Annotated in this window: 20 protein-coding genes; 9 read left to right on the top strand and 11 right to left on the bottom strand. The window is 43.3% G+C overall.

Features of this window, described 5'->3' with window-relative positions; all coding sequences use genetic code 11:
- The first annotated feature begins 41 nt into the window (after nucleotides 1–41).
- Entirely contained in the window at nucleotides 42–170 is a 129-nt protein-coding gene (locus HMPREF0666_RS18585; RefSeq protein WP_369750522.1) for a hypothetical protein, read from the top strand.
- Between the two features lie 7 nt (nucleotides 171–177).
- Nucleotides 178–489, top strand: coding sequence for a hypothetical protein (locus HMPREF0666_RS18590; RefSeq protein WP_232214153.1), 312 nt, complete (start codon nucleotides 178–180; stop codon nucleotides 487–489).
- A gap of 3 nt (nucleotides 490–492) precedes the next feature.
- Here the strand turns inward: HMPREF0666_RS18590 and HMPREF0666_RS00010 are convergent, their stop codons facing one another.
- The 11 genes from HMPREF0666_RS00010 to HMPREF0666_RS00065 form a co-directional block, all read right to left on the bottom strand.
- Nucleotides 493–1656 (bottom strand): erythromycin esterase family protein, encoded by a 1164-nt coding sequence (locus tag HMPREF0666_RS00010; RefSeq protein ID WP_009010198.1) that lies wholly within the window; start codon nucleotides 1654–1656, stop codon nucleotides 493–495.
- Nucleotides 1657–1695: 39 nt separating this feature from the next.
- Nucleotides 1696–1839 (bottom strand): hypothetical protein, encoded by a 144-nt coding sequence (locus tag HMPREF0666_RS17130; protein WP_157600208.1) that lies wholly within the window; start codon nucleotides 1837–1839, stop codon nucleotides 1696–1698.
- A 70-nt stretch (nucleotides 1840–1909) separates the two neighbouring features.
- A complete protein-coding gene (locus HMPREF0666_RS16020; RefSeq protein ID WP_157600209.1) occupies nucleotides 1910–2662 on the bottom strand; it encodes a hypothetical protein in 753 nt (250 codons plus the stop codon).
- Nucleotides 2663–2720: 58 nt separating this feature from the next.
- On the bottom strand, nucleotides 2721–3203 hold the full coding sequence (locus HMPREF0666_RS00020; RefSeq protein WP_009010200.1) for a hypothetical protein: 483 nt from the start codon (nucleotides 3201–3203) through the stop codon (nucleotides 2721–2723).
- Nucleotides 3204–3662: 459 nt separating this feature from the next.
- On the bottom strand, nucleotides 3663–5024 hold the full coding sequence (locus HMPREF0666_RS00030) for a phosphatase PAP2 family protein (RefSeq protein ID WP_009010202.1): 1362 nt from the start codon (nucleotides 5022–5024) through the stop codon (nucleotides 3663–3665).
- Between the two features lie 1294 nt (nucleotides 5025–6318).
- Nucleotides 6319–9510, bottom strand: a complete 3192-nt coding sequence (locus HMPREF0666_RS00040; protein ID WP_009010203.1) for a M60 family metallopeptidase — start codon at nucleotides 9508–9510, stop codon at nucleotides 6319–6321.
- A 214-nt stretch (nucleotides 9511–9724) separates the two neighbouring features.
- Nucleotides 9725–11530, bottom strand: a complete 1806-nt coding sequence (locus HMPREF0666_RS00045; RefSeq protein ID WP_009010204.1) for a BACON domain-containing protein — start codon at nucleotides 11528–11530, stop codon at nucleotides 9725–9727.
- 21 nt (nucleotides 11531–11551) lie between these two features.
- Nucleotides 11552–12610 (bottom strand): DUF1735 domain-containing protein, encoded by a 1059-nt coding sequence (locus tag HMPREF0666_RS00050; RefSeq protein ID WP_009010205.1) that lies wholly within the window; start codon nucleotides 12608–12610, stop codon nucleotides 11552–11554.
- Between the two features lie 23 nt (nucleotides 12611–12633).
- A complete protein-coding gene (locus tag HMPREF0666_RS00055) occupies nucleotides 12634–14664 on the bottom strand; it encodes a RagB/SusD family nutrient uptake outer membrane protein (RefSeq protein ID WP_009010206.1) in 2031 nt (676 codons plus the stop codon).
- 30 nt (nucleotides 14665–14694) lie between these two features.
- Nucleotides 14695–17805 carry a TonB-dependent receptor gene (locus HMPREF0666_RS00060; RefSeq protein ID WP_009010207.1) on the bottom strand — a complete coding sequence of 1037 codons (3111 nt, stop codon included), beginning with the start codon at nucleotides 17803–17805 and terminating at the stop codon, nucleotides 14695–14697.
- 36 nt (nucleotides 17806–17841) lie between these two features.
- Nucleotides 17842–19332, bottom strand: a complete 1491-nt coding sequence (locus HMPREF0666_RS00065) for an IPT/TIG domain-containing protein (protein WP_009010208.1) — start codon at nucleotides 19330–19332, stop codon at nucleotides 17842–17844.
- Between the two features lie 653 nt (nucleotides 19333–19985).
- Between HMPREF0666_RS00065 and HMPREF0666_RS00070 the strand changes: the two genes are divergently transcribed.
- The 7 genes from HMPREF0666_RS00070 (at nucleotide 19986) to HMPREF0666_RS00100 (ending at nucleotide 26645) form a co-directional block, all read left to right on the top strand.
- Complete coding sequence (locus HMPREF0666_RS00070; protein WP_009010209.1) at nucleotides 19986–21461, top strand: TolC family protein; 1476 nt, start codon at nucleotides 19986–19988, stop codon at nucleotides 21459–21461.
- A 24-nt stretch (nucleotides 21462–21485) separates the two neighbouring features.
- Complete coding sequence (locus tag HMPREF0666_RS00075) at nucleotides 21486–21959, top strand: hypothetical protein (protein ID WP_009010210.1); 474 nt, start codon at nucleotides 21486–21488, stop codon at nucleotides 21957–21959.
- A gap of 62 nt (nucleotides 21960–22021) precedes the next feature.
- Complete coding sequence (locus HMPREF0666_RS00080; RefSeq protein ID WP_009010211.1) at nucleotides 22022–22369, top strand: hypothetical protein; 348 nt, start codon at nucleotides 22022–22024, stop codon at nucleotides 22367–22369.
- Complete coding sequence (locus HMPREF0666_RS00085) at nucleotides 22366–22899, top strand: hypothetical protein (RefSeq protein WP_009010212.1); 534 nt, start codon at nucleotides 22366–22368, stop codon at nucleotides 22897–22899. Before HMPREF0666_RS00080 ends, HMPREF0666_RS00085 begins: the two co-directional genes overlap by 4 nt.
- Nucleotides 22808–23374, top strand: coding sequence for a hypothetical protein (locus HMPREF0666_RS00090; RefSeq protein WP_083822490.1), 567 nt, complete (start codon nucleotides 22808–22810; stop codon nucleotides 23372–23374). The genes HMPREF0666_RS00085 and HMPREF0666_RS00090 overlap by 92 nt, the downstream gene beginning before the upstream one ends.
- Nucleotides 23375–23565: 191 nt before the next feature.
- Entirely contained in the window at nucleotides 23566–25326 is a 1761-nt protein-coding gene (locus tag HMPREF0666_RS00095; RefSeq protein ID WP_009010214.1) for a glycosyltransferase, read from the top strand.
- Between the two features lie 8 nt (nucleotides 25327–25334).
- Complete coding sequence (locus HMPREF0666_RS00100) at nucleotides 25335–26645, top strand: HlyD family secretion protein (RefSeq protein WP_009010215.1); 1311 nt, start codon at nucleotides 25335–25337, stop codon at nucleotides 26643–26645.
- Nucleotides 26646–26647: the final 2 nt, after the last annotated feature.

The following is a 26647-nucleotide window of genomic DNA, read 5'->3' on the forward strand; positions in this document are numbered from 1 at the left end:
CCGGGTTCTTCTGCGACAACTTCAAGTACTACTGGTATCGTGTGCTCCAAGACATCTATCCACATGCAACTGCCATCATGTTGCTCTGTGACGGTGGAGGTTCCAACAGCAGTTCCAGCAGGCTTTTCAAGCAAAGAGCTGATCAAACTTTCCGAAGACCTCCATATTGACATAATAGTGGCGCACTATCCCCCGTACACGTCGAAGTGGAACCCCATTGAACACAGGCTTTTCTCTCAAATCACCAGAGTATGGAGTGGTATTTCCTTCGAGAGCGTTGAGCAGGCATGCGAACTTGCCGCAGAGGCCAGAACGAAATCCGGCCTTTGTGTCTTCACCAACATCAACAGAAAGAAGTACGACACTTCTCGTTGTGTGGATAGCAATTATGATGATGTCTGTCAACGGCATATTACCTTTGATGAAGAGCTACCGAAATGGAACTACAAGGTTTCATGGAGAGACAAAAAATACCAAGTTATTTTTTAAACGTTACTTAGCTATTTCCGCACGGTGCTTATCAAGATAATTGACAGCGTCAGCCAGTTTGTCTTTCATTATCATTACAGCGAGTCTGTCAGCCTCTGGGATGTGTTGTTCCTTATTAAGTGCAGCGATGAAATCAAACAGATGGAGGGTAGACGACATACTTATCGTCTTTTGATGTGTATAGTCAATACCAAACAACCGCACCTTGTCACTATCTGCCCTACCCCGATTATAAGTCCTAAGTACGTTTAAGAGTGCACTTACTGTTGGGTGTGGTATCATGGAGGAGTCCATTGTGAAGCTGTCATCTTGTATATAACGATTAAAGAAAAGTGATTTCCCTAAGGGGAACTCCATCAAGACCAATCTACAATCATGCCGTTTGACAGACGCTTCAATCAGTCTGGTAACAAAGCTTTTAACGTCAGAGTTACCATGTAAAGACTCTCCTAAACCAATTATTCGCTTGTCTCTGAGTCCGTCTATCTGTGCCAGGTCGAAACAATGATTACTGTCCTCACGAATAAGGTTGAGACCACCCTCCACCCTCAAAGGAGCAAGTGTCCTAACGGGATAATCGTCGATAGGCTTATTATCAAGTGTCACCTTCAGTTTTGAGAAGGCGATACGCGCATCTTTCCTCTCCTCGCCTAAGACGTTGATACCTATATTCAATGAAGACGCATTAGTCAGGTTAATATGTGTCGAATATGTTTTGAGGACAGAGTCAGGCTTACAGATGAATGATCCTGTTGCCACCACCTTCTCTTCTTCATCAATCGCTTGCAGCGTTAGGACCACACGCTTTAGTCCACTCCCCTTACATTCAAGGCCTACCACACCCTCTTTAAGATTGTCGTGGGGCAAGAGGATTCTATGAGAGAACTCCGTTCTTAATCTGTCTACAATTGGAAATTCCTTCATGTACCGCCTTGCGTACAACGTTCGCATTGGTCCTTTAACACCACAAGGTATTGTGTAGAGCGCAAAGGCAGCGTTCTCTATCCAGCGATAGGGGCGCAAAGAGTCTGGTAACATCTTAAAGTCTAAGTCATACGCCCTTGTGTAGTTTTGCTTTCCCGACTGTGCTATACATGGTATTGCAGTGCTAATAAGGATTAATATCACTAAGAGCTTGTCTTTCAATGTAATATTTCTAATATTCATGTTATGCTATTTATGTATAAACGAGTAGCTTAGCAGACCTTACCCCCAGCCCCTCTCCGAATGTAGAGGAGAGTGATTACCGAGTCCTCCATGCGCTTGTCTACATCCTTCCTTGTGTATCAGTTTATTCGCCGACAGGCCTCCCTGTGCGTTCAGGTCAGCATCGTCAGCTGCAGTTATCATTCTTTTGTCCCACCAACAAGAGCACAGTGAGCGTGATTCAGCCCCATCTGTATTACCCGAGGAGCGTCCACTAATTGAACCATATCATCCCCTTCAGCTGAGCAAGATACTTGTTAAGGTCTTTTGCATTATCGTCCGTTAAGAAGAAATACATAAAGACAAATCTATAATCCTTACCTATCACAACACAACGAGCACGGGTGAACTTATCCCTACACTCCTGTTGTTTTGTGTCAATAGGATACATCAGCATATAGTCAGCATTAAAGTACTGCTTAGCAAGAGAGGCTGGATAGTCAGTGAGAAGCATCTTTATTTCGTCAACCTCACACGGTTCGACAGCTTTATACATCTTATCCATCTGCCATTTCAGGTCGGACTTAATATAGCCGTAGATGTTCATATTTATCTTTCCACCCGTAGGGAGTGGTGTGAGGTCATCCCTACTATTCCCACTCCTAATCGATGTCTTCAAATAGAGCTCACAGTCTTTATCTTGATGAACGATACTGGCATCCGATTGAGCAATAATATGTCTAAATATACACTCCTTAGTGTCACAGGGCAGTTGGCAGGGTACGTAGCCCCTACTCCTTATCAGTTTGTAAGGTTGTTTGATGTTAAGTCTGATGTTCTGCTGTTCGCACTTGCCCTCTATCGTGGGTGGAAACGTTTTGAAAAGTTCTACGGTATCAAGGTCTTCTACTGTCACCTGTGCCCAAACAGTTGGTACACAAAGGAGTTGTAAAAGGATAATACAGACAACTTTCATCCCTCTTGAGCAGAAGAATGACACAAGTCTTGTTCTGAGATCTTTCTTCATAACCATAATATATTAAGTTAATAAGGCAACTGTCTTAATTATTCTCAATTACAGAAGACTACTTTCTCAAGTCAGGCTTCTTCGTAGTAGCATCTTCGATGACGAACGAGTTGCCCTGTTCCTTCAACTTAATATATATTACCGTGCGCTTTGTTCCGACATCCTTATAAGGTGTTATCCACAGATAAGAGACGCAGAGCCAATCATTATTCAGCGGTACAACCTTCAGTGTTCGTATATTCTCTTCATCACAGGCCTGCGCATCGATAAGGACATCACCGTCCATATCAACACTCTTCTTCATGACCGATGGACTAACAAACTTCTCTGCAATGACACTACTAAGGTCGGCGAGTTGAGTATAGAGAAGGCTGTTCATATAGGTTTTGTAGAAACCATAAGCAAACAGCTGTTTCTCCTTTTGGGTCTCATTCAGCTTACATACTGCAGTCTTTGCCTTGCCCTTCTGTGCATAAAGGGGCTGGGGTGCAACAGCCAAGCATAGCGCTAAGCTTATTGCAAGATACAGTTTTCTGATCATTGTGTATAGCATTAATATTGGTAAAAATTGTCTGTATTCTTTCTCAAGTAGTATTACGACAGGCACGTAAAGGCTTAGCGACACGAATAGAACTATCCGTCTTCTATCTCACTGACCACCGTCGAAATTATTCATTAGCTTAGGTTTTTATGTTTCTGATTGTTTACTCGGGACAAAGATATAAAATTAAAATACGTAAAACAAATTTAAGGACAATTATTTTCGGGTGGGAGAGGGAATTAGAAGGGCAGGGGGAGGAGAGGAGGGAAAACTGGGAAGGAAGACAGGGCCAGCTGAGGTCGAAGCCTACGAGGCACTGCCTCGTAGAACAGGGACCGCTGGGAACGGACAGGGGACCGTTGGGGACGGAGGGAAGACAGGCTGGGAACGGAGACAGGGGCAGGTGGGAACAAGGGCAGGAACCGCTGGCGACGGCCTGCGCCCACTATCAGCTATCCCCTAAAAGCTCACGACAAACGAGGAGCCTAACTCTAAGGAATGGAAGCAAGTATGCTTTCCTAAGGCACGATAAGGCAGGAGGTTATAATCTACCAAGAAGCGAACACTGTAATGCTGGCGTGCTCTGAACATCACTGACAGACCTGTTCCGAGACCCATGCCATGGCGCGAATCGATCAACTCGTCCGTCAACTGTATATTAGGATAGAACACTGACGAGGCTAAGAGTTTACTTCCAAGGAGCCAGCGGGACGTTAGGGGGTAAGAGAAATAGGCTCCACCGCCTACTTTCCACGTGTCGAAGACATTATCCTCGGCCTTGACACCGTCGACGATAACCGATGTGCGGGTCACAGAGAACCGTCCGCCAACACCGACATAGGGGTTGAAGAAATACGCACCCTCCACTGCTGACGTACAACCACGTGACACTTTGACATGCGATCCCTTCCCGTCAGGATACTTCCCCAGCGGTTCGTTGATAAGAAAATTCAGTCCGATGAACGAGGGATGATATTTCTCTTCAAACGTCTCCTCCGTTGTTGCCTTGTTCAACCCACGTTGTTTAAAGATAAGATCAGTAAGATAATAACCCATCTCAGTGGCTACGATGCCCACGCCAGCCCCTGTCATCACATCACTCAACCAGTGTTTGTTATTCGCCATACGCATAAGACCGGTCGCAGCGGCTACGCTGTAGGCTCCAATACCTATCCATGGACTCCGATAGCCATACTCCTTATTAAGCATGGTGGCGGTCATGAAGGCGGTGGCGGTATGACCAGAGGGGAACGAACGGAGGTCGGTGCCGTCGGGTCGCTCTACCTGTGCCGAGTATTTCAAGGCGTTGACAATTCCTGCCATCAACGCTACCGACATGGCATGAGAGGCGAGCATGCGCCCCCAACTGCTCCTTCCCTTCACCCCTCCTAACTTGAGTCCTAACATGACGGCAGCTGGGAGATACTGCGTGTAATTGTCTAATCGCCTGTCGAAGTGTGGTATATAGTCGTTCCGCAGACCACGAAAACGCTTGCTCTCACTACGCATGAGAAGTCCGTTGAGGATAAGGGGTGCACAGGTGTAGACGACCCTGTCTATGCGTGTGTCATTCTTGTATCTTGCCTTCGCACACGCCTGTCTGACCGTGGTCACCGTGTCTGCCACAACAGATGTGTCTGCCGTCACACCCACGCTGTCGCCCACTGCGATGGAGGGCATGTGCCGTAGGCTATCAGCCAAGGCAACAGAAGCCTCAGCGGTATGGCTAAGACTTACGAACGAGAGGATTACAAGGGTTGTTCTCAGGACTTTTAACTTTGAGCATGGAGCACAGAACGCAAGTGACAAAACGTCGAACATGGGAGTTAGAGGTTTGAAAATTGAGGTTTTAACATTTCTATCTGTGGAGGACATGATACCCCCAGAGATACTAACGGATGGAGTAGTGGGATTATTGTGAGAGGATAGTAGGAAATGTGAAGGGGACATGGTATGTCTAAGACAGGGTAACAGAGGAACAAGTTTGATGAGTAACAGAGGGGTGGGACATGGTAGGGTATGGTTAAGACAGGGTAACAGAGGAACAAGTTCGATGAGTAACAGAGGGCAGGGACATGGTAGGGGGCGGTTGAGACAGGGTAACAGAGGAACGGAGGAAAGTAACAGAGGGCGTTCTTTCTCTCACAGAACTACACAGATGAACAGATTTTACAAAGGTGCACAGAGACATTAAGTCAACCGATAACACAGAACGTTTCAGCTCACGATGGATGTAACATTCTGTAATATATAGCAGTAAATTCTGTGATATCTGTCGCCTGCCAGCAGGCGTTTGTGGGTTCCCCCTGTTAGCAGAAAGGCCTCTGTTCATCTGTGAAAATCTGTAAGAGAGAAAATTCCCTACGAGCTTCATGCGTTCTAAACAACGTGAGAGAGAAAAGAACCAACGAGCCGCTTAGGCTTATGAAAAAACTTAACAAGAACACACACGAAAGTCACTACGCTGGGAGGAGGGCATGAAGCGAAACGGAGTTTGCAACTAACACGAAACCAAGCACATACGGAGACGGGAGAAGAAGGGCGTGTTCTTGAACGTTGAAGAGCGTGTTCTTGGAGCAAGAAGGGCGTTGTCTCAAACGTTGAGGGGCGTCTTCTCGAACGTTGAAGGGCATGTGTCGGATTTGAGAGGGGCGAAAATACCTGACAAAAGGGGAGAGAGGACAAGGAGGGAAAAGAGCTGACTACGAAGTAGTGCTTCGTAGAGCCAGACCAAAGGAAACAAGAAACGGAACAAAGGGGACAAAGGAGCAGGCCAAAGGAAACAGGAAAACAGACCGAAGGAAACGGGGAAGCGGGCCGAAGAGAACAAGAGCGGGGTACAAAAGAAAGGGAGTATCGGACCGAAAGGAAAGAAGATGCGGAACAAAGGGAACGAGGAAGCAGACCGAAGGGAACGGGAGAGAAGATTGCTGGAAACAAAAAAGCGGACCGCTGTGGATTGGGAAGCGGACCACTGAAAACGGGAGGGGGGACAGGTGAGGGGCGAGGGGCAGCTGGTGGGGGATGATGATTGTCACCAGCTGTGAGCAGGTTTTGTGGTTCTACCCAGTTCTCCTCAATGTTACTCTACCCTATTCTCCCCTCTCATCTCGGCTTATTTACCAACAACAACCTTCTTACCACCAACGATATAGATACCGTTAGGTAGGCCTTCGAGGGCTGTCTCTGGGTTCACCTTACTACGAAGGAGGGCACCGTAGATGCTATAAACATCTACTTTACCGCCATTTGATGGTGCGGTGAAAGTCTTGATACCAGTTGGTTCTTTGCCTGGGTCGACCTCAGAACCGTCTGAACCACATACCTTAACTTGGATGTTATTCCCTGCAGCCTCCATCACCTTCTTAGGAATAGTGAATGTCTTGGTATTCGCAAAGTACATGAGATTACCCTTACTATCGTAGATCTTGAAACCTACCACGTGGCTGTTCTTAGCCTCCATAGTATAGGTGCGACGACCATTAACGGTCTTCTCTTCCTTAACAACAGCCCAGCCCTGACCGAGACTATCCTTCTTAAACTGGTCCCATGAACCGAAGTCGCCCATAGAACCAATGCGTACGGCACCATTGAAGTCCTGACGCATTGTGCCAGGGGCCGCATTAGGATAGATAGCTGGGGTAGGACGGATATGATCATCAATGAAGATCATATTGTTCGCAGGCCCCTTAGGGAACTTCTGCATGAACTTCTTCGCCTCATTCCACTGTGCTCTTGTGGTGTACATGGTTGTGTTACTGTAGTCACCGATGACAGATCCGTTCACATCATAGAAATGTCCCCATGCTTCAAAGAAGCTTGAAAGGTCTTGCTTGGCTGCTACACAACACGCTTTAGCAAAGAGTAAGTAGTCGTTCTGGCCCTGACAGTTGGCTGTACCCTGTCCTTCAAGACGGTTCTTACGGAGATAATCGAGGCAATTATGCCAGAACTGATCATCAAGACCAGTCGCATGGAACATCATATAGAGCTTGTAGTACATCTGCGTTGTGCCCCATGTGCCATATTCAAACCACTTCTTCTTGTTAGCAAAGCGGTCAGCATAGGTTGAGACAGCACTCTCGCAAACCCCATCATACTTCTTACCGTCAACATCTATATAAGAACAGTTTTCAGAGCGGCTGGTTACGCGACCCGAAGTAAACATCACCATGTTAGAGTACATATTGACCGAAATCTCCGTCATACCTGCCGTGTTAAACAGCTGCTGATGGTTATGACCGAACTCGTGAGCAGGACCCCAGAGTGTACCATTGCCCCACTTCATCTTATCATAGTTGAGTACATCCCCCAAAGTGTTGTAGTTATAGTAGGTACCACCGGTCGTAGCATACATATAACCATGGTCGACAGCAGTCGCATTGAGTACGTTGTTGCACTTATCACGCTTAGCGGCACGGAAGCCCATGAGGTCGTCCTCACGCTGTACGATGCTGTTCCAGATCTCAACAAGTTCCTTCATGTGAACAGGAGTATAGCGTTTGCAATCATCACCAGGCATGTTCATAACAACCAGTTCGCCCTTCATATTGAACGCCTTAGCCCATACAAGGCCGTCAGACTGCATTGTCTGCCAGTCTTCATTGGTGTTACCCTTAGTGAGGTCGAAGTATCCATTCACCTTACCACCCTCGATATGGATGTTCATAGGCTTATAGTCTGCGAGCACCTTGCCGTTGTTGAAGGTACGACCGATATAGTTAACAAACACGTTGTTCTCGCCCTGATTGAGGATAATGTTCAATCCCTTCTTCAAGTTATAGTACTTACCAGCACTGCGTGTACCCAATGGTACGAGCTCAATCTGCACTGTTGCATTCTGTGGAATATCATCGCCAAGGAAGACAAAGAGGTCCTCGCCATCACGAGCAGTAACACCTGTTGGGTTCGTCATGCTACCATAATCGTAGCCGATACCCATTGAACGTGCCCAAGCACCATAGTTATTCTCGCTGTAAACCTTATAATCAGCGATGCGGAAGAGCTTCTCCCAGTTGCGACCACTTGGGTAAACAGTCCAGCTCTGGTTCTTTATCTTCAACACAACCTCCTGCAAACCCTGTGGCACACCCTCGGTAGTCATCTGCGCCTTCAACGCCTCATCAGTCATCGCCTTAGTAGCGACAGTAACCTCCGTAGCGGCACTGTTAGTGAAATACTTAGCCACCTTCTCAGCATAGACATCCACATTCTTAGTCAAGTCGACACGAGTCTTGTAAGCCTCCTGCTGTTCCTTGAGCTTAGCAGGGTCGAGTGTAACCTCCTTGAAGACCCACTTATTCGCCTCGTTATGCGTGTACCAGCCTACAGGATGGTATCCCTGACTCTCAGCACAATGGATACCAACATTATTGGCATCGACCATCTCGAAAGCCAACACGTATGGATCGTCCGTATTACGTTGGAGGTCAAAGCCAGTGCCCTTCCCCTCAGCTGTCGTATAAGAGCGACTTGTCTGCCCATTCTGAGGAACGATATACTTTCCTGTCACGGCATTCTGGAACACGTAGCGGCCGTTAGCCAACTTTTCTAACTTCCAATAATAAGAGTAATCACTGCTGTTAAAACCCGAGGTAGACAATTCGCCAACTATAAAGTCCTCACGCATCGCCTTGCCATAGGTGTCAGAAACAATCTGATAGTACTTTGTGAGATCCTTTGTTGGGTCTACCACCTTGGTCAGTTGAGCCAGTCTGGCAAGCACCTGCTCGTTTGTAAGCGTCGTCACAGGGTCGAAGCGGAACTCACTTGGGCCAACTGCTCTAATACCATTATCCATCAATGGTTTCCAACGAACGATATGCTTCTGAGCATCGAGGTGCCAGCACCAATCTTCAGCATTACTATTATAGATATTGAAGTAAGACTTACCTGTCCCACTTGACTCTGTCTGATACTCAATCCGGAACTTGTAAGCATCATCGGCCGTCTTATAGACCTCATTATTTTGACCCACACTCTGAACGTACTTAGCATTCTTCAGACTCTGAATGGTGTATCTGTCGCCCTTAGCATGTAGTAAGAAGAGGTCAGAGAAGTCGGTAGATGGGCTGCCATAATGCTGCCCATGTAAGGTGCCTTTATCATCGACAAAGACATGAAGATCTGTACCTTTTTGACGCTTGTCATTAACAATGTAATAAACTCCCGGCTTGAGTTTTTGATTCTCTCCAACAGCAGTTGGTGCCGCAGAGAGCATCGAAGCTTTCGCAACACTTGGCACAGCAGCGGTCAGAGCCAGTGCTGCCATGAGTGTCTTCTTGCGTAAAAATCTTTCGAATAACATAGATGTATTTAATAAGTAGTTGTTTTTTAGGTTTCTCTTCGGTAAGTATCAAGTTTGCTTTCACCCCTTTTTAGGACAGTGCGGAGGCTCCGCACCCGTGGTGTTCACGCCCCGCACCTTTCGTGCGAAGGTATAGCACATCACCTGAATAGTATATTAACGAAGACAACCCACTGGCATAGGGGGACTATGCCAGTAGGTTGGTAAATAGAGATTACAGACCTAACTGCTCCTTCTTCCAAGCCTCATCGTGATAAACATAGAGGTGGAGTTCAGCGAGATACCAGTAAGATGATCCACCACCATTATTGATATTCGAACCATTCTTACGCTGTGTAGGTTCGAAGCGGATATGGGTGATAGTAGCACCATTGGTCTTTGTGTAAGCGAGTGGTTCGCTCACAGCATTCGCAGAACGGTAGTTTGTCTGTGTTGAAACAGGCGTAGCAGCAGTGATGACATCTGATGAAGCGTAGATATTAGCACGCTTAGGGTTGCGGTCGTTACTGCTAACTTTATACTCATCGAAGCCAAGGTAGAACGTACCATTGATACCTTCGTTCAGCGTAATATCAATGTGAGGACGTGGATCGCTCGTGTTTCCGTTGCTCTTCGTCTGGAAGTAAGTAGTCTTATTACCATCGACAGCAGCGCCAATCTCGTGCCCTGGCTGCATAGAGTTAGCTGATACCATAGCCGCAGTGAGCGGTATCTCAACAGACTCAGACCACTCGTTAGCCTGAGCAGTAGCTGTTGCAGGGTCGTGGGTGTTCTTACCTCTGAGGCCCTGGGTCGTCACGGTGATGGTATAGTCGCCTGCAAAGTTGAAGACATCATTGAGAACACAAGACGTCTCGTTCGCTGCTACCTCCTTTACTGACTCTGGTACACCCGGCATATTGCTCTTTGCTCTAACGATAACCTTCTCATAGTTGACCTCGTCAGGAGCCTTCCAAGTCACTGTGAACTGGCCCTTACCAGGCGTAACGTTCACATCGTTGACACCAGTAGGTACGATGTCTTGGAATGGCTGTTGGGTCACATGGATAGTGAAAGGCTGTGCGCTGCTATTAGAAGGCTTACAAACTACATCACAAGAACGTGCGTTATCAGTAGTGTTGAGCGTTGCAGTGAAGTCAACCTCCGCACCAGAGATATATTTCTTAGGTGATGAAAGCCAGCTCTTAGCCTCCTCAGGGATGATAATCTCATAGTTACCATCAGCCGTAGAACGCTGGAATGGCACACGATAAGTACGACCGAGGTCGACCATCTCAACGGCTGCCTCCTTCGTCTCCATAGGATAGATAGGACGCACCTTATAGCCCTTAGCCGACTGCTCGATGACATACTCGATAGAAGCATCCCAGTTGTCAGAACTCTTCAGACGAACTGTACAGTAGCGAGTCTCGGCTGTTGTGTTAGCATCCATGTCGAAGTGAAGCTTCACGATACCATTCTCTTTGACGGTCTTCGTTGTGTCCAAGCGAACAAACGATACTGTGTCAGGAACAATGATATGGTCGAGATGGAGGTTGGTCTCAACTGGTACGTCGATACTTGTCACCTTACTCTCAAGGAGAGAATAGAACGTACCCTCACGATTGAAGAATGGGTTCTGCTCTGGAATACGGAGAACACTCTCGTAACCCATCTGAGACACCTTAATCTCATAGGATGCACGCTCGCCATGAGAGATAGTTACTTTCGCCTCACGAGCCTTGAAGCCATCGTAAGCCGGAGCCTTAACCGTAACGCCCTTACCGTCAGGATTCTTCGTGACAGTGAGCCACTCGGCATTACTCTCCGCCTTCCAGTCTTCCAAAGCTACGTTTGTCTCTACAACAATCTGCTGTTCACCGCCCTCTTTATTGAATGCTATCATTCGTTGGGAGGAATGAGGAACCTCAAGCTCCTTGCTTGTAAAGTCGGTGTCATAGTCAGCTGCGCAGGATGCGAGGCCTAATGTCCCCACAAACATCACTGACAGTATGAATAGGAAATTAATCTTCAGTTTCATTATTCGTCGTTATTTATACGGTTAAAGTTTGTCTGCTCTTGGGTTATACTGGTAGCGCATCTTTGCTAACACTTCCTTCCATGGGCCAACCTTCCATGTTCCATCGCTCTGCTTAGCGTTCTTCATCACGCGATAACGATAGTGGAGGCGGAACTCCTTAAAGTAGGTTGGATTGGTTGATGCACTACCACCTAACTCATTAAGCAAGAATGTGTTGTTATACTCACCAACTGGAGTAAGCATCTCTACCTCGAGTGAATCCTGCTTGAAAGGCTTCAGCGTTACGTTGTAAGCTGAAGGGTTCGTAACAGTCTTCGAACCGATAGTAGCAACGATACTCTTCACATTAATGTCATGGAGCGCCTTTTCGTAGTTATCCCACTTCTCGTCACCAGCAAGGAAACGAACAGCATTAGCCGCTACAGGGAAGGCACGGACAGTATTGGTAGGTCGAGTGGTTGACTTGGTCTCAACGTTTGTCACCTGAGAAGATACTAACTGATAGTTCCAATTCTCTGCTGTTGAACCGTAATTGTTCTTCCATAGAATCTTAACCAGTACGTGATTCAACTGAACACCTAACTTATTATTGTCGGTTGCGATTGCACTTGCATCATGGCTGACAATCTTGTAGTCGAGGAAATAGACACTGTCAGGAGACAGAGTACCAAGGTTCTTCAACTTGATATCAAAGTAGCACTTGTTTGACCCAGCTGGGATAGTACCCGACATCTGTGGGTCTTCATAGCAGTCGGCTGGGAGAAGATGCGCAAACTTAGTACTGTCGATATCGAAGTTTGACTTATTATACGCATTGAAGAGTGAGTCGTCATGAGCGATAGACACGTGATAGTCACGGTCGGCAAGCTGTGAACCACTCAAGTTAGCCACTAACTTGACAGAAGCCGTCCCCTGCTCCACAGCAGAGAGTTCTACTGTGGTGCGGTCATAGATACGGTTGGAACCTGCCATCAAGCCTACCTTGTGAGGATAGAAATTCTGCTCAAAGTCATAATTGTTACATGATGACAATGCTACAGCAGCTAAGGCACATCCTAATATATACTTGTATTTTTTCATAAATAGTTACAATATTAACGTTATTAACGATCCCAACCAGGGTTCTGATCCATCTTTGGACTCTTAACCAACTCACGATGTATGAGTGGAAGGAATACCATACGTGGGAGAGCCTTACGGTCGCGGATATTCTGTTCGTTGATAGTTACGAGGTTGAAGAACGGACCATCGTTGTTACCTTTCTTCTCGCTGTAAACATCAAGACCACGCCAATTAGAGCTGTTAGCGTCTTCTGTGAAGTAAGTACCCCAACGACGTGTGTCGAAGTAACGATGACCTTCATTGAAGAGCTCAACCTGACGTTCGTTCTTGATAACCTCATCGAAAGCATTCTCAGAGCTGAGTGTTGCAGCCTCAACGCCTGGCAAGCCCACACGATAGCGTATCATATTGAAGTAACGAGCCATAGCTGCCTCGTCACGGGTCACTGCTACGTCTACGAGACGACCGTTTGCATCCCATGTCTTCACGTTCTCTGAACCTTGAACATGGTTGTCGGCCTCACAGAAACTCAACAGTATTTCTGCATAACGGATGATTGGGAATGGCTTAGGAATAACCGAAGCACCATCCTTACCATGCCAAGAGTCATCTGGGTGGATGTACTTGAATGGTACGTAACCACTGATACAGTAGTCGTTAGGGTTGTTACCTGCTGCGTTCTTACCAGCCTTAGAATCATCAATAGAGTACCAGAAGGTCTGGTTGTTATAGCTACCATCGGTGGTAGAGTTCATCTTCCAGATACGACCAGGGAAGCCGATGCTTGCATAGAAGCGTGCTGAGCGGTTTACATAGGCTAATGGTGTACCGTTGGCCATGTCACAATCGCCGATAGACTTCTTCTGATTGATATGCTTGGTTAGGTCGGCTTCATAGAGTGGAGACTCTGCAGGCTTCTTACCATCCTTCATCAAGAAGCAATCAATCACACGCTGAGGTACTGACATACCACCCCATCCACCATAGTTAACAGGGAATGAGTGACGAGAATAGGTCATTACAGGACCAGAATACTCATCAGCCCAGATAAGCTCACGGTTTACCTTTGCTGTACCCTCGCCATTGAACATATCAGCAAAGGAATGATATGGGTCGATACCACCAGCACCATCAGGGAACTTAGCCGTTGGAACTGATGCGTCGAATGGATATGGATTATCCTTATCAGCGTCGACAGTGTAGAGCGTATAGTAGTTTAGGTCGATGACCTGCTTTGCTGCGGCTGCAGCCACAGCCCAACGCTTTGCATCGTAAGTCTGATTTACATAATACTTGCCGTCGCTCTTACGCTTCCACTCACCAAAGCAACGCTTTGCGTAAGTGCCACCATTGAAGGTCGGTGAAGCCTGCAAGAGGCGAAGACGTGCGATAAGTGCTAAGGCAGTACCCTTTGTTGGACGACCGAAGTAGGCTGTTGACTGCTCACTTGGACGCTTCAAGCCAGGGAGCGACTGTGCGAACTCATTACAGATATAGTCGATTGACTCATCCATCGTAGCACGCTCACGGTCGTAGTACTCGGCCTTCTCACTGGTTGAGATTACCTCATCATTAACAATAAGACAAGGTCCCCAGTTCTGCAACAATACGTAGTAAGCATAACCACGGATAAAGTGAACCATTGCCTTATAGTCTTCTTTATCATTGGTAGACATGTCAGCAATCTTGTCGACATTAGCCAACATACGGTTACAACGGTTGATAACCTTATACATCTGGTACCAATAACCCCAGTTAGGTACGTTCTCTGCATTGACGTTACCTACTGTGAACTTTGCTCCCCAGAACTCGTTGGTCTGCCAACGTACACAGATCTCATCAGAGGCCGTCTCACCTGGATTCCAAGAGTTACCCCAGATGTTACCAGCTGATGGGAACATCGTTGGTGTAGCAAAGAGATAACCATTTGCATTCTGGGCTGAGTGGAAGACTGAGTCTTCCTTGAAGATAGCATTAAAGTTGTCGTCTTGGTCCAAGAAATTACATGACGTGAAGGTCATTCCTGCGAACAAGGCTGCAACAGTGCCCAAAGCTAATATATGTTTTTTCATTATTACAATCTAATTAAAGAGGTGGAACCTTTAGAATCTAAAGTACATTTGCAATGAGTAGGTGGTTGGGATTGGATAAGCCGCACCATTGTACCAAGCCTGCTCTGGGTCGAAGTACTTTGCACTGTCGATAGTGAAGAGGTTGTTAATTACAAAGTCACACTCTAATGAACTAAGTCCTGCTGCGCGCAACCACTTACGATGGCGGAATATATAGCGGAAGTTCAACTCTTGGAAACGAAGGAATGAACCGTTCTTCTTCCAGAATGTGGAGAGTTGTGAGTTGTTTGTATTTGAGCCGTAAGACAGACGTGGGAACATGGCGTTAGGGTTCTCCGTTGAAGGATCGCCTGAGTACCATGCTGGTATCCAACGGTTCTTTGGATTGTTCACCATCTTCAACACATTACCCATCTCACCATTATAGAATGGTATCCAGCCTGCGTCGTAGCCCATACCTACTCGGTAGTAGTTTACACCGGTGTTACCTTTGAAGAGCATACTTACGGTAAAGTCCTTATAGTTGAACTCTCCACCAATACCGAACATGACACGAGGAACGTTATTACCGTAAGATAGTGGCACACGGTCGTCACTGTTGATGACACCATCACCATTCACGTCACGGTACTTGATATCACCAGGACGCACAACTCCGAAGGCTGCTGTCTGATCTGGGCTCTGACGAATATCGTCTTCATTCTTGAAGAGACCCTCAGAGATGTAACCACGCAATACACCGTAAGGCATACCAGTTACGCTCTGATAATCGTAAGCAAGCTTATTCTCCTCGAAGTAGTCTACAATATTCTGTGACCATGTATAGTTAGCACGAACGGTATAGTTCATGTCTTTGCTTATCTTGTGGAAATAAGAGATGTTTCCGTCTGAACCAAAAGAGTGCATACGCCCCACGTTAGACTTTGGATAGGTCACCATACCAGCATACTCTGGCAATGTAACACGGTCTTGGAAGATGTGGTCACGTGTGTCACGGAAGAAGTCAACTGTCAACTTAATAGCATCGTTGAAGAAGTTAGCATCGATACCGACGTTCAGCTTCTTAGCAACCTCCCACTTCAAGTTATCAGCACCTGTCTGCTTCTCAACAATACCTTGTCCGTTATAACCCCATGTCGTAGCTGCGTGGTTATTAATAATGGTCAGGTAAGGGAAACGAGCATTTGCGATATTATCGTTACCAGCCAAACCGTATGAACCACGAATCTTGAAGAAGTTAACGAATGGGAGGTGTTGCTGTACCCACTTATAGGATGTTGGGGCCCAACCCACAGCTATTGATGGGAAGAAACCGAAACGCTGACCCTTAGGGAAGAGGTCGGAACCGGTGTAACCGAAGTTCGCATCTACGAAGTAAGTAGAGTTATAACCCCATGACAAACGACCTGATACGTTCTGACGACGCTTAGGAATAGCTGCGATACCGAGTGCATCACCATTGCCCCACTCTGACCCCTTTGTGTCTTCCATGTAATAGAAGAGGAGCGCACCGAGGTTATGAGCACCGATACTTGTGTTATAGTCTAACTTAGCCTCCATGTAGTACTTTCTCCAAGATTCATTGTCTGAAGAGTAAAACATATCCTGCTGCTTAGAACGTAAGGTCTTGATGAGGTCACCTGTTGATGTACGACCTGTTGCGCGATAGTAGTCTGGTCTAACGAAACGACGCTCACTGAAACCTGATGTGCGGTCGTTAACAGCCTGAACAGAACCCACGAGTCCCTTGAGAATACCACCGAAGCGGTGTGTGAACTTCAAGGTAATCATGTTACGGGTATTGTCAGATGATCTGTAACCCTGATAGTTAAGGGCTGCAAATGGAGAGATAAGGTCGTTCTGACCGTATGTTGGCAATGTTCCATCGGCGTATGTGACAGGGAACATCAATGGATTCAACTGCAGTACATCTGCCCATACTTGGTTGGTTGACTTTCCTCCTGGGGTTGTATAGTTTGATATGTTACCATCAACACCAAAGTAAAGCTCTGAACGCTTGGTGAGGTTCATGTTAATATTTGCACGATAAGTCAACTGATCGTAGGACAATGGCTGATGGAATTGGTTCTCTTTCTGACGATAGGCAGCACCCTCATGGCGATAACCTACTGACACGAAGTACTGTGCAACATCTCCACCACCACGTGCACTGGCGTAGTAGTTCTCCTGTAAAGAGTTCTTCTTGATAATCTCGTCAATCCAGTTTACGTTTGGATAAAGCTCTGGATCAAGGTTGTTCTTGATGATGTCTAACTGAATTGGCGTATAGATGTCGGCCTCTCCTGACATTGCACGTGCCTCATTGGCCAACCTTGCATAGTCGTAAGACGATAGATACTCTGGTAACTTATTGATATGTGAGAGCTTAACGGTCGCACGAGCGGTTATCTGTATCTTCTCCTTTGAACCGCGCTTGGTAGTTACCAATACAACACCATTAGCACCACGCACACCATAAACGGCTGTTGCTGCAGCATCCTTCAATACTGAGATGCTCTCTACGTCGTCTACATCAATATCATTGAGGCTACCCTCGATACCATCAATGAGAACCAAGGCGCCTGCACCAGCACCAAAGGTTGACACACCACGTACCCAGAAGTTAGATAGGTTCTGACCTGGCTCTCCTGAGAGCTGCATGGTGATCACACCTGGCATACGGCCTCCAATCATGTTGACAAGGGAGGTTCCTGGCGTGCGCAACTCCTCCATATTAATAGTAGAGACAGCACCCACTACTGACACCTTCTTCTGTGACACAAGACCAGTTACGACCACTTCGTCGATAGCATTGGTCTTGGCTACCTTAAACTTCACCGATAGTGAAGGCTCGTCCTTAAGGATTGTTCGCTGCACAGTCTCCATACCTACGTACTCGAACTGAAGTGTAGCACCTGGCTTAACCTTAATAGCAAACTTACCATCCAGGTCGGTTATGGTTCCTGTTCCTGGTTCGTTCTTTACACGAACGGTAGCACCAATACATGGATCACCCGTATCATCATAGACGACACCTGCTACCGAGAACTGCTTTGCAGTAGTATTATCTTGCGAATAGGCTTGGACTCCATAGGTTAATAGAGCCAACATGAGACACAAGACATATAATGTTCTTCTCATATATATCTATGTTTGTAGTATTTATTAGGCTTTTAGCTATTTGATTGATAACTCTCGTATCACTTGGTTCTTCGAGTCGGCGACATAGACCGTACTCCCGTCGGCACTCACCGCGACACCCGTCGGCCAATTAAACTTGGCTAACTCGACACCACCATCTTGGAAGCCTGCACTCTGTGGAACACCGATTGGGGTGGTTACACGGGCGTTCTTGCCTTGCGTGGTATCAATCATACGGATACACTGGTTACCTGAGTCGGCAATATAGAGCTTGCCGTCCTTGGTGAAGGTCATCTGACGTGGGAAGCAGAACTTGGCATTCTTCAATGCTCCATCTTCCCAACCCTTACCTTCTGTGACGTTTACTGTACCGAAAGAGGCTATTCCTGCGTATGGCTCACCAGCGTAGGTCAGTGAGTCTTTGTCTGACAACTGGTCTACGTCAACATACCATATCTGATGGGCATCAGTGAAGGAGATGAACAGACGGTTAGGCTGTGTAGGGCTGAATGTACAGAAAGCATCTGAGCCACCGGCTCCCTTAGGACCATCCTTACCTACACGCTTCAACAAAAGCTCGGCTTTACGTGTCTTAGGATTAATACGGATTAACTGACCCTTAAACATCACAGAGTAAATCATCTGGTCGTTCTTATTAATCACGAAGCAGTACTTCCAGTTGCTTTGGTCAAGGTCTGAATAACCATTAGGATTGATGAACTGCTGCTTATGAACAGCATAACCCTGATCCTTCAACAAGCTATAGTAAGTACGTCCACCATCATCTGGCACATAGACACCCTCATAACCATCAAGTGTTGAGTAAGCTGGAGCATTAATTTTATATGGACTCTCCTGAAGAATAGATACTTCATCTTTCTTCAAGTCAGCCTTCAATACCATACCAGCAATGTCTTGATTCTTCTCGTTACGGCAATCAATATTACAGTTGGTACCGTAGGCAGTAAGACCATCTTGGAACTTATGCTGTACAACAAAGATATTATTATCATTATCGATACAAAGGTAAGCTGGAGCTGAAAGGTTTGTTGTCAACAGCTTGTCAGCCTTTGTAGCGTGAGCCGCATTAGTCTGTGTACCCACGATAGTCGTTACGGCAGTCTGAGTGATATACTTAAAGTTGCGCTCGCCAGTACCCTTAATCGTGTCAGTACCGTTCGCACGTGTCACTTCAAGCTTGATGTTACGCTTGTAAGTCAAGCCTGCTGGCACATAACAATAGAGCTTCTCGCCATTAGAGGATACAAGTCCACCACGGTGACGACCTCCATCTTCATCTACATACCATAGTGAAAGACCAGTGGTATCAGTACCAAAGTTCTTACCAGTGATAATCATTGGCGTAGCAATACCACCACTGTCGGGATAGAAATCACTAATGACAATTGGCTGTGAAGGGTCAAAGGAGCCTCCAACACGACCCCCTACTTCCTTATCAGAACAGGAGGCCCATGCAAGTGAACCCAATAAGACCATCCACAAATAAGATTTGAAAAGTCTCTTCATAGAAATGGTTTAGTTTAATTGATTATTGTTTTTAATTATTTCATTGCTTCTTTTTAGGTAAGTTTCTGCCTTTAAGTAAATAGTCAGTACTTTATCTTTTTGAAGGTTGACAAATTTAGAAAATAATTTTAAGATATGTATTCAGTACAACTATTAATTAACAATATTTAAGCAAAAGAGTGAGAACAGGTATTAAGAATTAGAGTATAAAAGAAAAAAAGAAGTAAAGTCTAAGGTATAAAAAAGTAAATAACTGATTATATTTTTACTATTATAACTTTGTGTTGCTACTCAACACGTCTTGTGCTATTTATCAACACCAACGGTATTAAGTACCATCATCTTTTTAAAGAATAAAGCCTTCAAGGCAAAAAGATTAATAGAAGAGAGTTTCAAGGGGTATCTGCAATAACAAAAATACATGTAAAATAAAAGGAGTTATGCGATAAAATATGCAACTCTTTAAAATAGTATTGTTGTTAGACTTTCCACATTATAAAAGGTAAATCTATAAAGTTAATAGTGACATCTGCACTTTTCAAGAAATTACACAACTCAAAAGAATATAAAACAAAAGTTAAAAACAAGTTTTTGTACTTTAGTTAAAAAAAATATCATACATTTGCACTTGAAATAACTATACCTATAAAATCGTGAAACTTAAAATCTATATTTATCTAACTTTTCATCTACTATTTTTATGTAGCAATAGAGTGTCTTCACAGACTACTATTGTGAAGGGGAGCGTGTCGTATGTTGTAGATACGCTTTCACTAACTTCAAATAATGCCCAGATAGAAAAGCTAAAGTATAAAAACGAACTGTTACGTTATGAAAACTATAAAAAGAGCTACTTACCCTCTATTAGTTTTGCGTTGTCTCCTATTGGCTTTAATCGCTCATTAAGGCTTATGCAGGATCCTACAACTGGTAGTTATACGTATGTAAAAGATTACTCTAACAGCAGCAGTGTCGGACTTACTATACATCAAAAAGTACCATTTACAGGAGGTCAACTACAAGTTGGAAGTAGTCTAAGCTATCTGAACGAATTTTCTTATCATCGTAAGAGTTACAGTACCTCACCTTATTTTATTAGTTATTCGCAAAATCTATGGGGTGGAAGAAAGCGTTATCTATTAGAAAAGAAAATAGAAGAATCGAAGAACGTGATTGCTATCAATAAGTTTTGTTCTAATATTGCGCAGATACAACAAAACATCTTAAGTCAATATATGGATGTAGTAGCAGCTAAAATGAAACTTGATCTTTCCAAGCAAACCGTTCTTAACAATGACACATTGTTAGATATTGCACGACTAAAACTGGATAATGGTCGTATTACGGAATATGATTACAAGCAAATAGAGTTACAATCTTTACGAAGCAAATTAGACTCTGAAGATGCAATTCAAAACTATCAACAACTTTACCACCGGCTATTGACAAGTATCGGTACAACACAGGAGATAGCGATAGTTTCGCCAGAATTTGACCTACCGTTATCCATTGACTCTGTAGCAATATGGTACTATGTACGTAAGAACAATTCTTTTTATCAGCAGCAGGAACTTGAGAAACTTGAAGCAGAGCAAAATCTTTTCCTTACTAAACTGGAAAATCGTTTTAATGCCAGTATTAGTCTTGGCTATGGAACTAACCAGTATGCTGAGCATTTAGTAGAAGCATACCATCATCCAAATACTCGGCAATCTATTCAGGTGGGTATTCAGATCCCTATTTTCCAATGGGGTATTAACAAGAATAAAGTCAAAATGGCGGAGAATATATTTCAGTCTAACCTCCTTGAACGTGAAACCAGACTAAGAAATTTTGAAAATCAGATTACAGAAAGAATTAATGCCTATCGGTCGGCTGTCAAACTCTGGATGACAGCTAAACGAACCTACGAACTATCGCAGGATCAATATAAACTTGCCTTGAAGAAATTTTCCTTGGGAAGAATATCAGACTACGAACTGTATACGGCCCAAAACAATCAATTTACCTCATTATCACAATATGTTTCTGCTATCAGACAAGCATATACAAACTACTATATCATAAGGGGTATGACTTTATATGACTTCAAAAAAGAAAGAGACTTAATTGAGAGTCTCGCTAAATAATTATTAACTAAAAACATTTCTATTATGAGAAAATTAACTAAAGCTAGTCTTTCAGAATTAGCAGAGTCAAAGGAAATCATTTCGTTTCTTGAACAGAAGAGTTATGTTGGTGGTGGAAGCGGAACACGGAATGACCCTTATTCCATTGAAGAATACAATTCTCTAATTGATAATAGCAACTGGAATGGTGGATGGGTGCTGAAAGATCAAGATAGTATTCCTATTTATGTAGGTGGAACTCAAGCTGACACAGAGGAATCCTATAATGGAGGAACTGATTTTTCAGGTGGTACAAAGTATAATGGTGGAACAGATGGTAATGGTGATGTAGCATACGATGGAAAAACAAGATACGATGGTGGTACAAATGGTGATGTTCCATACGATGGAAAAACAAAATATGATGGAAAAACAAAATATGATGGCGGAACAAAATACGATGGAAAACAAAATACGATGGCGGAACATTCGAAAACCGGGATAATCCTCATGGGCTAGATGAAGTAGTTGCAATAGGTCATCGTCCATCTAATCCAAATCCAGCACTTGGTTATGATAGCATGAGTATCTATTATAATTATACAGGTTCTACTCACTCTACACCATCTTATGATTCTAATAATTATGCTTCAGGAGAGACATATGTAACAAATGCTGGTGGTGGAGGAAACATTCATGGGTCTAGTGGAAATTCAGGGCAAAGCATTAAAGATAATGATGGCCCAATTCTTCCTATAGGACGACTTGAAGAAATAAAAGAATTTCTGACAAAAGAACTTTATAATTTGTTAAAGAGTTATTATGATCAAGGTATGGTGCGAGTGAATACTGATCCCCAAAATGCAAATAACTCTGGATACTATGATGGGAGCGTAAAAAAGATTTTTTTCAGGAAGGTTCTACAATGAACCCTAGTACCCATGCAGTAGCTCACGAGCTTACACATTATTTTCAAGATTTAGATGGAGTTCTTCCAATACAAAAGAATGATTATACAGGAAGCCTTAACTGTGAAATGCAGGCAGATATAATTGGTACAATATGTGCCTTTGGGTTTCAAAACAATCTTACTTCTAATCCTTGGTTATCTGAAAAAACAAAGGATATATTTAAAAAAGGGCTTATAAGAGATGAAGAAGGAAATGTTACTATAAGTAAAAAACTTTGGAATAAATTAAATGACAATAATTTTATGTTACAGCTGCAACGAGAATGGAGAGAGTATCAAGAGATACATCACCCAGACTCTGACACATATTTGAAAGGTGAGCAAATGAATTGGAACTATAATTGGGAATATTATTTCGAATCTATCAAAATCCAAGTAAAAGGACTTAAAAAGAAAAATGAAAACAATAAACTCCTATTTTTATACTTTCCTTTTAGTATTCTTGTTCTGCAATCCTATATGTGCCCAAAACGACAAGAAGATAATTAAGGTTGGAAAAATGATTCAAGAATCCTACTTCTCCTCTTGGGAACAAGACTCCTTTCTGACCTATTACATTGCTGCTGATGCGGAAAGTACAGAACGCTTTATCAAGGAAGGGAATTGGAAAGACGTCCTTGACAAAAGATATAAGCCATATAGTATGAAATCAATGTGGTTAATAAAAAAACATCTTGAGAAAGTTCTAAGTAAAGTGCTCACTAAGAAACAAAAGAAACTTTTAAACCCTATTGGTGATGAAAGTAATATCTTTTGGTCCGACTTCTATGTCTTTGTAAAAAGTAAAAAGAGATTTGTGAAGATAGGGATGATGAGTAGTACAGCAAAATACTTAACCCAAGAGCAAATCTACAAGATACTTCTCCTATACAGCAAGTGTAAATTGCCTGTACACCCTGTAGTAGGAGCGTTTAAAGAAAAAGAATACTATATTACAGGGGCACAAGTGGATAGAATAAAATAATCTCTCCATTGAAAGATGCTATTAGCCTATATCACCCAATCATTATAAATAAGATATTAAGAAGAACGGAATGAAATCTGAATGTGCTGTATAAAAGATTTGTATGAGCTATTGAAAACTATAAAAGTCTTCAATGCTCATACAAATGATATACATCTTAGAATAGCAAAAAGTCTAACAAAATATAACCTATGAAAATAGCTTTTCTTTCAAACAAGAATCCTAATGATATCTACCTATGGTCTGGTACTACACATCATCTTTACCATATTCTTTCCCAACAGCATGAAGTTGCGTGGCTTGGTCGTGACTTAACAAATGGTGGTGGTTGGCATCATCGTTTCAAAGGAAAGAATGAAAGATATTACCCAGAGAATTATACAAAGGATTTCGCAAGGATTCTTTCAGCAGAAATTAAGAATGGTCGGTTTGATGTTGTAGTAGCTTGTGACTACTATTTTGCCTCTGACCTACAAATAAATATCCCTATCGTATATATCAGTGATGCAACGTTTGATCAATTCAAAGATTATCTTAATATCAAAGAAGGCTACTATCATGGTCTTGCAGAAACAACAGAACAACGCTTGATAGACAATGTTGATGTTCTGTTATATTGTTCAGAATGGGTAAAAAACAATGCAATAGAGCATTATCATGCTGATGCACGTAAGATAAACGTCGTAGAATTCGGAGCTAACATCCCTGCACCCTTAAAGTATAAGATAGAATCACCAACAGACGTTTGCCATCTGGTATTTATTGGGAGAAATTGGGAAAAGAAAGGAGGAGACAAAGCTCTTGCGGCTTACAGACACATGAAGGAAAAAGGATTTCCTTGTACGCTGACAATTATAGGTTCTACCCCACCTACAAAAATAGAGGAGGACGAAGGGCTCACCATCATTCCTTTTTTGGACAAATCAAAGGAAGAAGATCTGAAAAGACTTGATGAAATACTCTATAATGCGCATTTTCTCATTTTGCCAACCACTTTTGATGCTTATGGAATTGTTTTCTGTGAAGCATCAGCTTATGGAGTACCAAGCATAGCTGCAAATGTGGGTGGTGTGAGTCAACCTGTGAGGGAAGGGAAGAATGGTTATTTACTTCCACCTTCTGCTTCTGGTAAGGATTATGCAGAGAAAATCATCTCGATTTTCAGTAATCAAAAACAATATACCGCACTGCGTAAATCAAGCAGAAAAGAATATGAAAAAAGACTGAATTGGGATGTATGGAAAAGAAAAGTTGATATCATCTTTAGAAAAGCTATAAAACAAAAAAAGAGAGAAATAGACTCCTCTACAGATTTTTATCTCCCTGTGTATGCCATCAATATGAAAAGTCGCCCTGACAGACGTAAGCACTTGGAGAAACAGTTCAGAGGGAAAAAAGAATTCGCTTTACATATCATTGATGCCGTTGAAGATACAAATGGAAGATTAGGACTATGGAAAAGCATGGTCAAGGCTGTAAAAACTGCTATAAGTAACGGTGATGATATTATGATTATCTGTGAGGATGACCATACTTTTACGCAGGACTATTCCAGAGATTACCTGTTCGCCAATATTATTGAAGCAGAAGAACAACACGTAGAATTATTGTCAGGAGGTATTGGAGGATTTGGACATGCCGTACCTGTATCTGCCAATAGATATTGGGTAGACTGGTTTTGGTGCACACAGTTCATCGTTATTTTCAAACCTCTGTTTAATAAAATCTTGGAGTACGATTTTCAGGATAATGACACTGCAGATGGTGTACTATCTGTCATTGCAAGAAATAAAATGACTGTTTATCCTTTTCTGTCTATACAGACTGATTTTGGCTATTCAGATGTAACAGCCAGTAATGATAGATTTAAGGGACTAATAAGTCAACATTTTAAAGAGACGGATAAAAGATTGGCAATGGTTCACAACATATCACATCATTTTAACGACTGATATACAATATGGAAAAAGAAACAGTGCAAGAGCACACTGAATTAGAACAGAGATCAGAAGAAATACAGGCTATCATCGACCGTATGCCTACTTATTGGACCAAATGGGTTGCGCTTTGTGTGAGCGTACTTATGGGTGTTGTTATTCTGTTAGGTTTTTTAATCAAATATCCAGACACAGTAGATGGAGAGATAACAGTTACAGCCTCCAATGCCCCAATACGATTAGTTTCTAAAGATAATGGTCGTATTATATTGTTACATTCCAGCCATTCGAAAGTAAAAAGAGGAGAGGTTGTCGCCTATATAGATAATGGGGCTAACTATTGGCATTTATTACGTTTGGAGAAAATCATAGATAAAATGTCTGGTACTCCATTAACCTCTGTGGTCATGCCAGATACATTAGTACTTGGCGAGTTAAGTACTGCCTATAACTCCTTAAAGCTTGCCCACTCACAGTATCAGCGATTGTTAGCATCCGACCTTTATGCAACGATGCGCCAAAGTATTCAAGAGCAAATAGCCTCTGACAAGAAAGTTATTACTAATATAGATTCGGAAATAGAAATAAAGAAAGAGGTACTTGATAACTCTAAAACACAGTTGAAGAAAGATAGTATCTTACTTGCTGCTAAAGGAATGAGCGAGATAGAGTACCAGAACCAACATACAAATCACCAAAATCTTCAAGCATCAAACATTGGACTTCAGAGTAACCGCCAGATGAAGATGTCAGAAGTGAATAGGAACCAGACCGAAGTACAACGTATAAAGTTGGAAGAAGCAGAAACAAGGGAAAAACTTTATTCTGAGTTATTAACCAAAAAGAATGAGTTGGCAAATGCTATTCTGCTTTGGAAAGAACGTTATCTTATAACTGCACCAATTGATGGAGAATTGGAATATTCTGGTTTTTGGCGTAATAATAATTTTGTGCAAGCTGGTCAAGAACTGTTCTCTGTTATTCCACATAAGAATAGCGTAATAGGAGAAGTTCAGATACCTTCCTTTGGTGCAGGAAAAGTAAAAGTAGGGCAAAACGCAAATGTAAAAATCAACAATTTCCCATACGATGAGTATGGATTGTTAAGAGGAAAGGTTACATCGGTTTCGCGGATTACAAATAAATTAAAAACGCAGAATGGTGATATAGACGCCTATTCTGTTATTATTTCTTTTCCAGAAGGATTAATAACTAACTTCGGACAGCAATTGCCATTAGATTTTGAATCGAAAGGAGTTGTGGAAATTATTACTAAGCCTAAGAGGCTTATAGAAAGATTGTTTGATAATTTATATGCAAAAGGAGAGAAATAAAA

The organism is Prevotella sp. C561 (genome assembly GCF_000224595.1).
GTDB lineage: Bacteria > Bacteroidota > Bacteroidia > Bacteroidales > Bacteroidaceae > Prevotella > Prevotella jejuni.

Excerpts from the sequence above, each read along its gene's own strand:
- HMPREF0666_RS00095 (WP_009010214.1), top strand. The coding sequence starts at position 23,566 with ATGAAAATAGCTTTTCTTTCAAACAAGAATCCTAATGATATCTACCTA.
- HMPREF0666_RS00045 (WP_009010204.1), bottom strand. The coding sequence starts at position 11,530 with ATGAAACTGAAGATTAATTTCCTATTCATACTGTCAGTGATGTTTGTG.
- HMPREF0666_RS00080 (WP_009010211.1), top strand. The coding sequence starts at position 22,022 with ATGAGTATCTATTATAATTATACAGGTTCTACTCACTCTACACCATCT.
- HMPREF0666_RS00090 (WP_083822490.1), top strand. The coding sequence starts at position 22,808 with ATGAAAACAATAAACTCCTATTTTTATACTTTCCTTTTAGTATTCTTG.
- HMPREF0666_RS16020 (WP_157600209.1), bottom strand. The coding sequence starts at position 2,662 with ATGAAGAAAGATCTCAGAACAAGACTTGTGTCATTCTTCTGCTCAAGA.
- HMPREF0666_RS00010 (WP_009010198.1), bottom strand. The coding sequence starts at position 1,656 with ATGAATATTAGAAATATTACATTGAAAGACAAGCTCTTAGTGATATTA.
- HMPREF0666_RS00055 (WP_009010206.1), bottom strand. The coding sequence starts at position 14,664 with ATGAAAAAACATATATTAGCTTTGGGCACTGTTGCAGCCTTGTTCGCA.
- HMPREF0666_RS00100 (WP_009010215.1), top strand. The coding sequence starts at position 25,335 with ATGGAAAAAGAAACAGTGCAAGAGCACACTGAATTAGAACAGAGATCA.
- HMPREF0666_RS00030 (WP_009010202.1), bottom strand. The coding sequence starts at position 5,024 with ATGTTCGACGTTTTGTCACTTGCGTTCTGTGCTCCATGCTCAAAGTTA.
- HMPREF0666_RS00065 (WP_009010208.1), bottom strand. The coding sequence starts at position 19,332 with ATGAAGAGACTTTTCAAATCTTATTTGTGGATGGTCTTATTGGGTTCA.
- HMPREF0666_RS00020 (WP_009010200.1), bottom strand. The coding sequence starts at position 3,203 with ATGATCAGAAAACTGTATCTTGCAATAAGCTTAGCGCTATGCTTGGCT.
- HMPREF0666_RS00085 (WP_009010212.1), top strand. The coding sequence starts at position 22,366 with ATGAACCCTAGTACCCATGCAGTAGCTCACGAGCTTACACATTATTTT.
- HMPREF0666_RS00075 (WP_009010210.1), top strand. The coding sequence starts at position 21,486 with ATGAGAAAATTAACTAAAGCTAGTCTTTCAGAATTAGCAGAGTCAAAG.
- HMPREF0666_RS17130 (WP_157600208.1), bottom strand. The coding sequence starts at position 1,839 with ATGATAACTGCAGCTGACGATGCTGACCTGAACGCACAGGGAGGCCTG.
- HMPREF0666_RS00060 (WP_009010207.1), bottom strand. The coding sequence starts at position 17,805 with ATGAGAAGAACATTATATGTCTTGTGTCTCATGTTGGCTCTATTAACC.
- HMPREF0666_RS00050 (WP_009010205.1), bottom strand. The coding sequence starts at position 12,610 with ATGAAAAAATACAAGTATATATTAGGATGTGCCTTAGCTGCTGTAGCA.
- HMPREF0666_RS00040 (WP_009010203.1), bottom strand. The coding sequence starts at position 9,510 with ATGTTATTCGAAAGATTTTTACGCAAGAAGACACTCATGGCAGCACTG.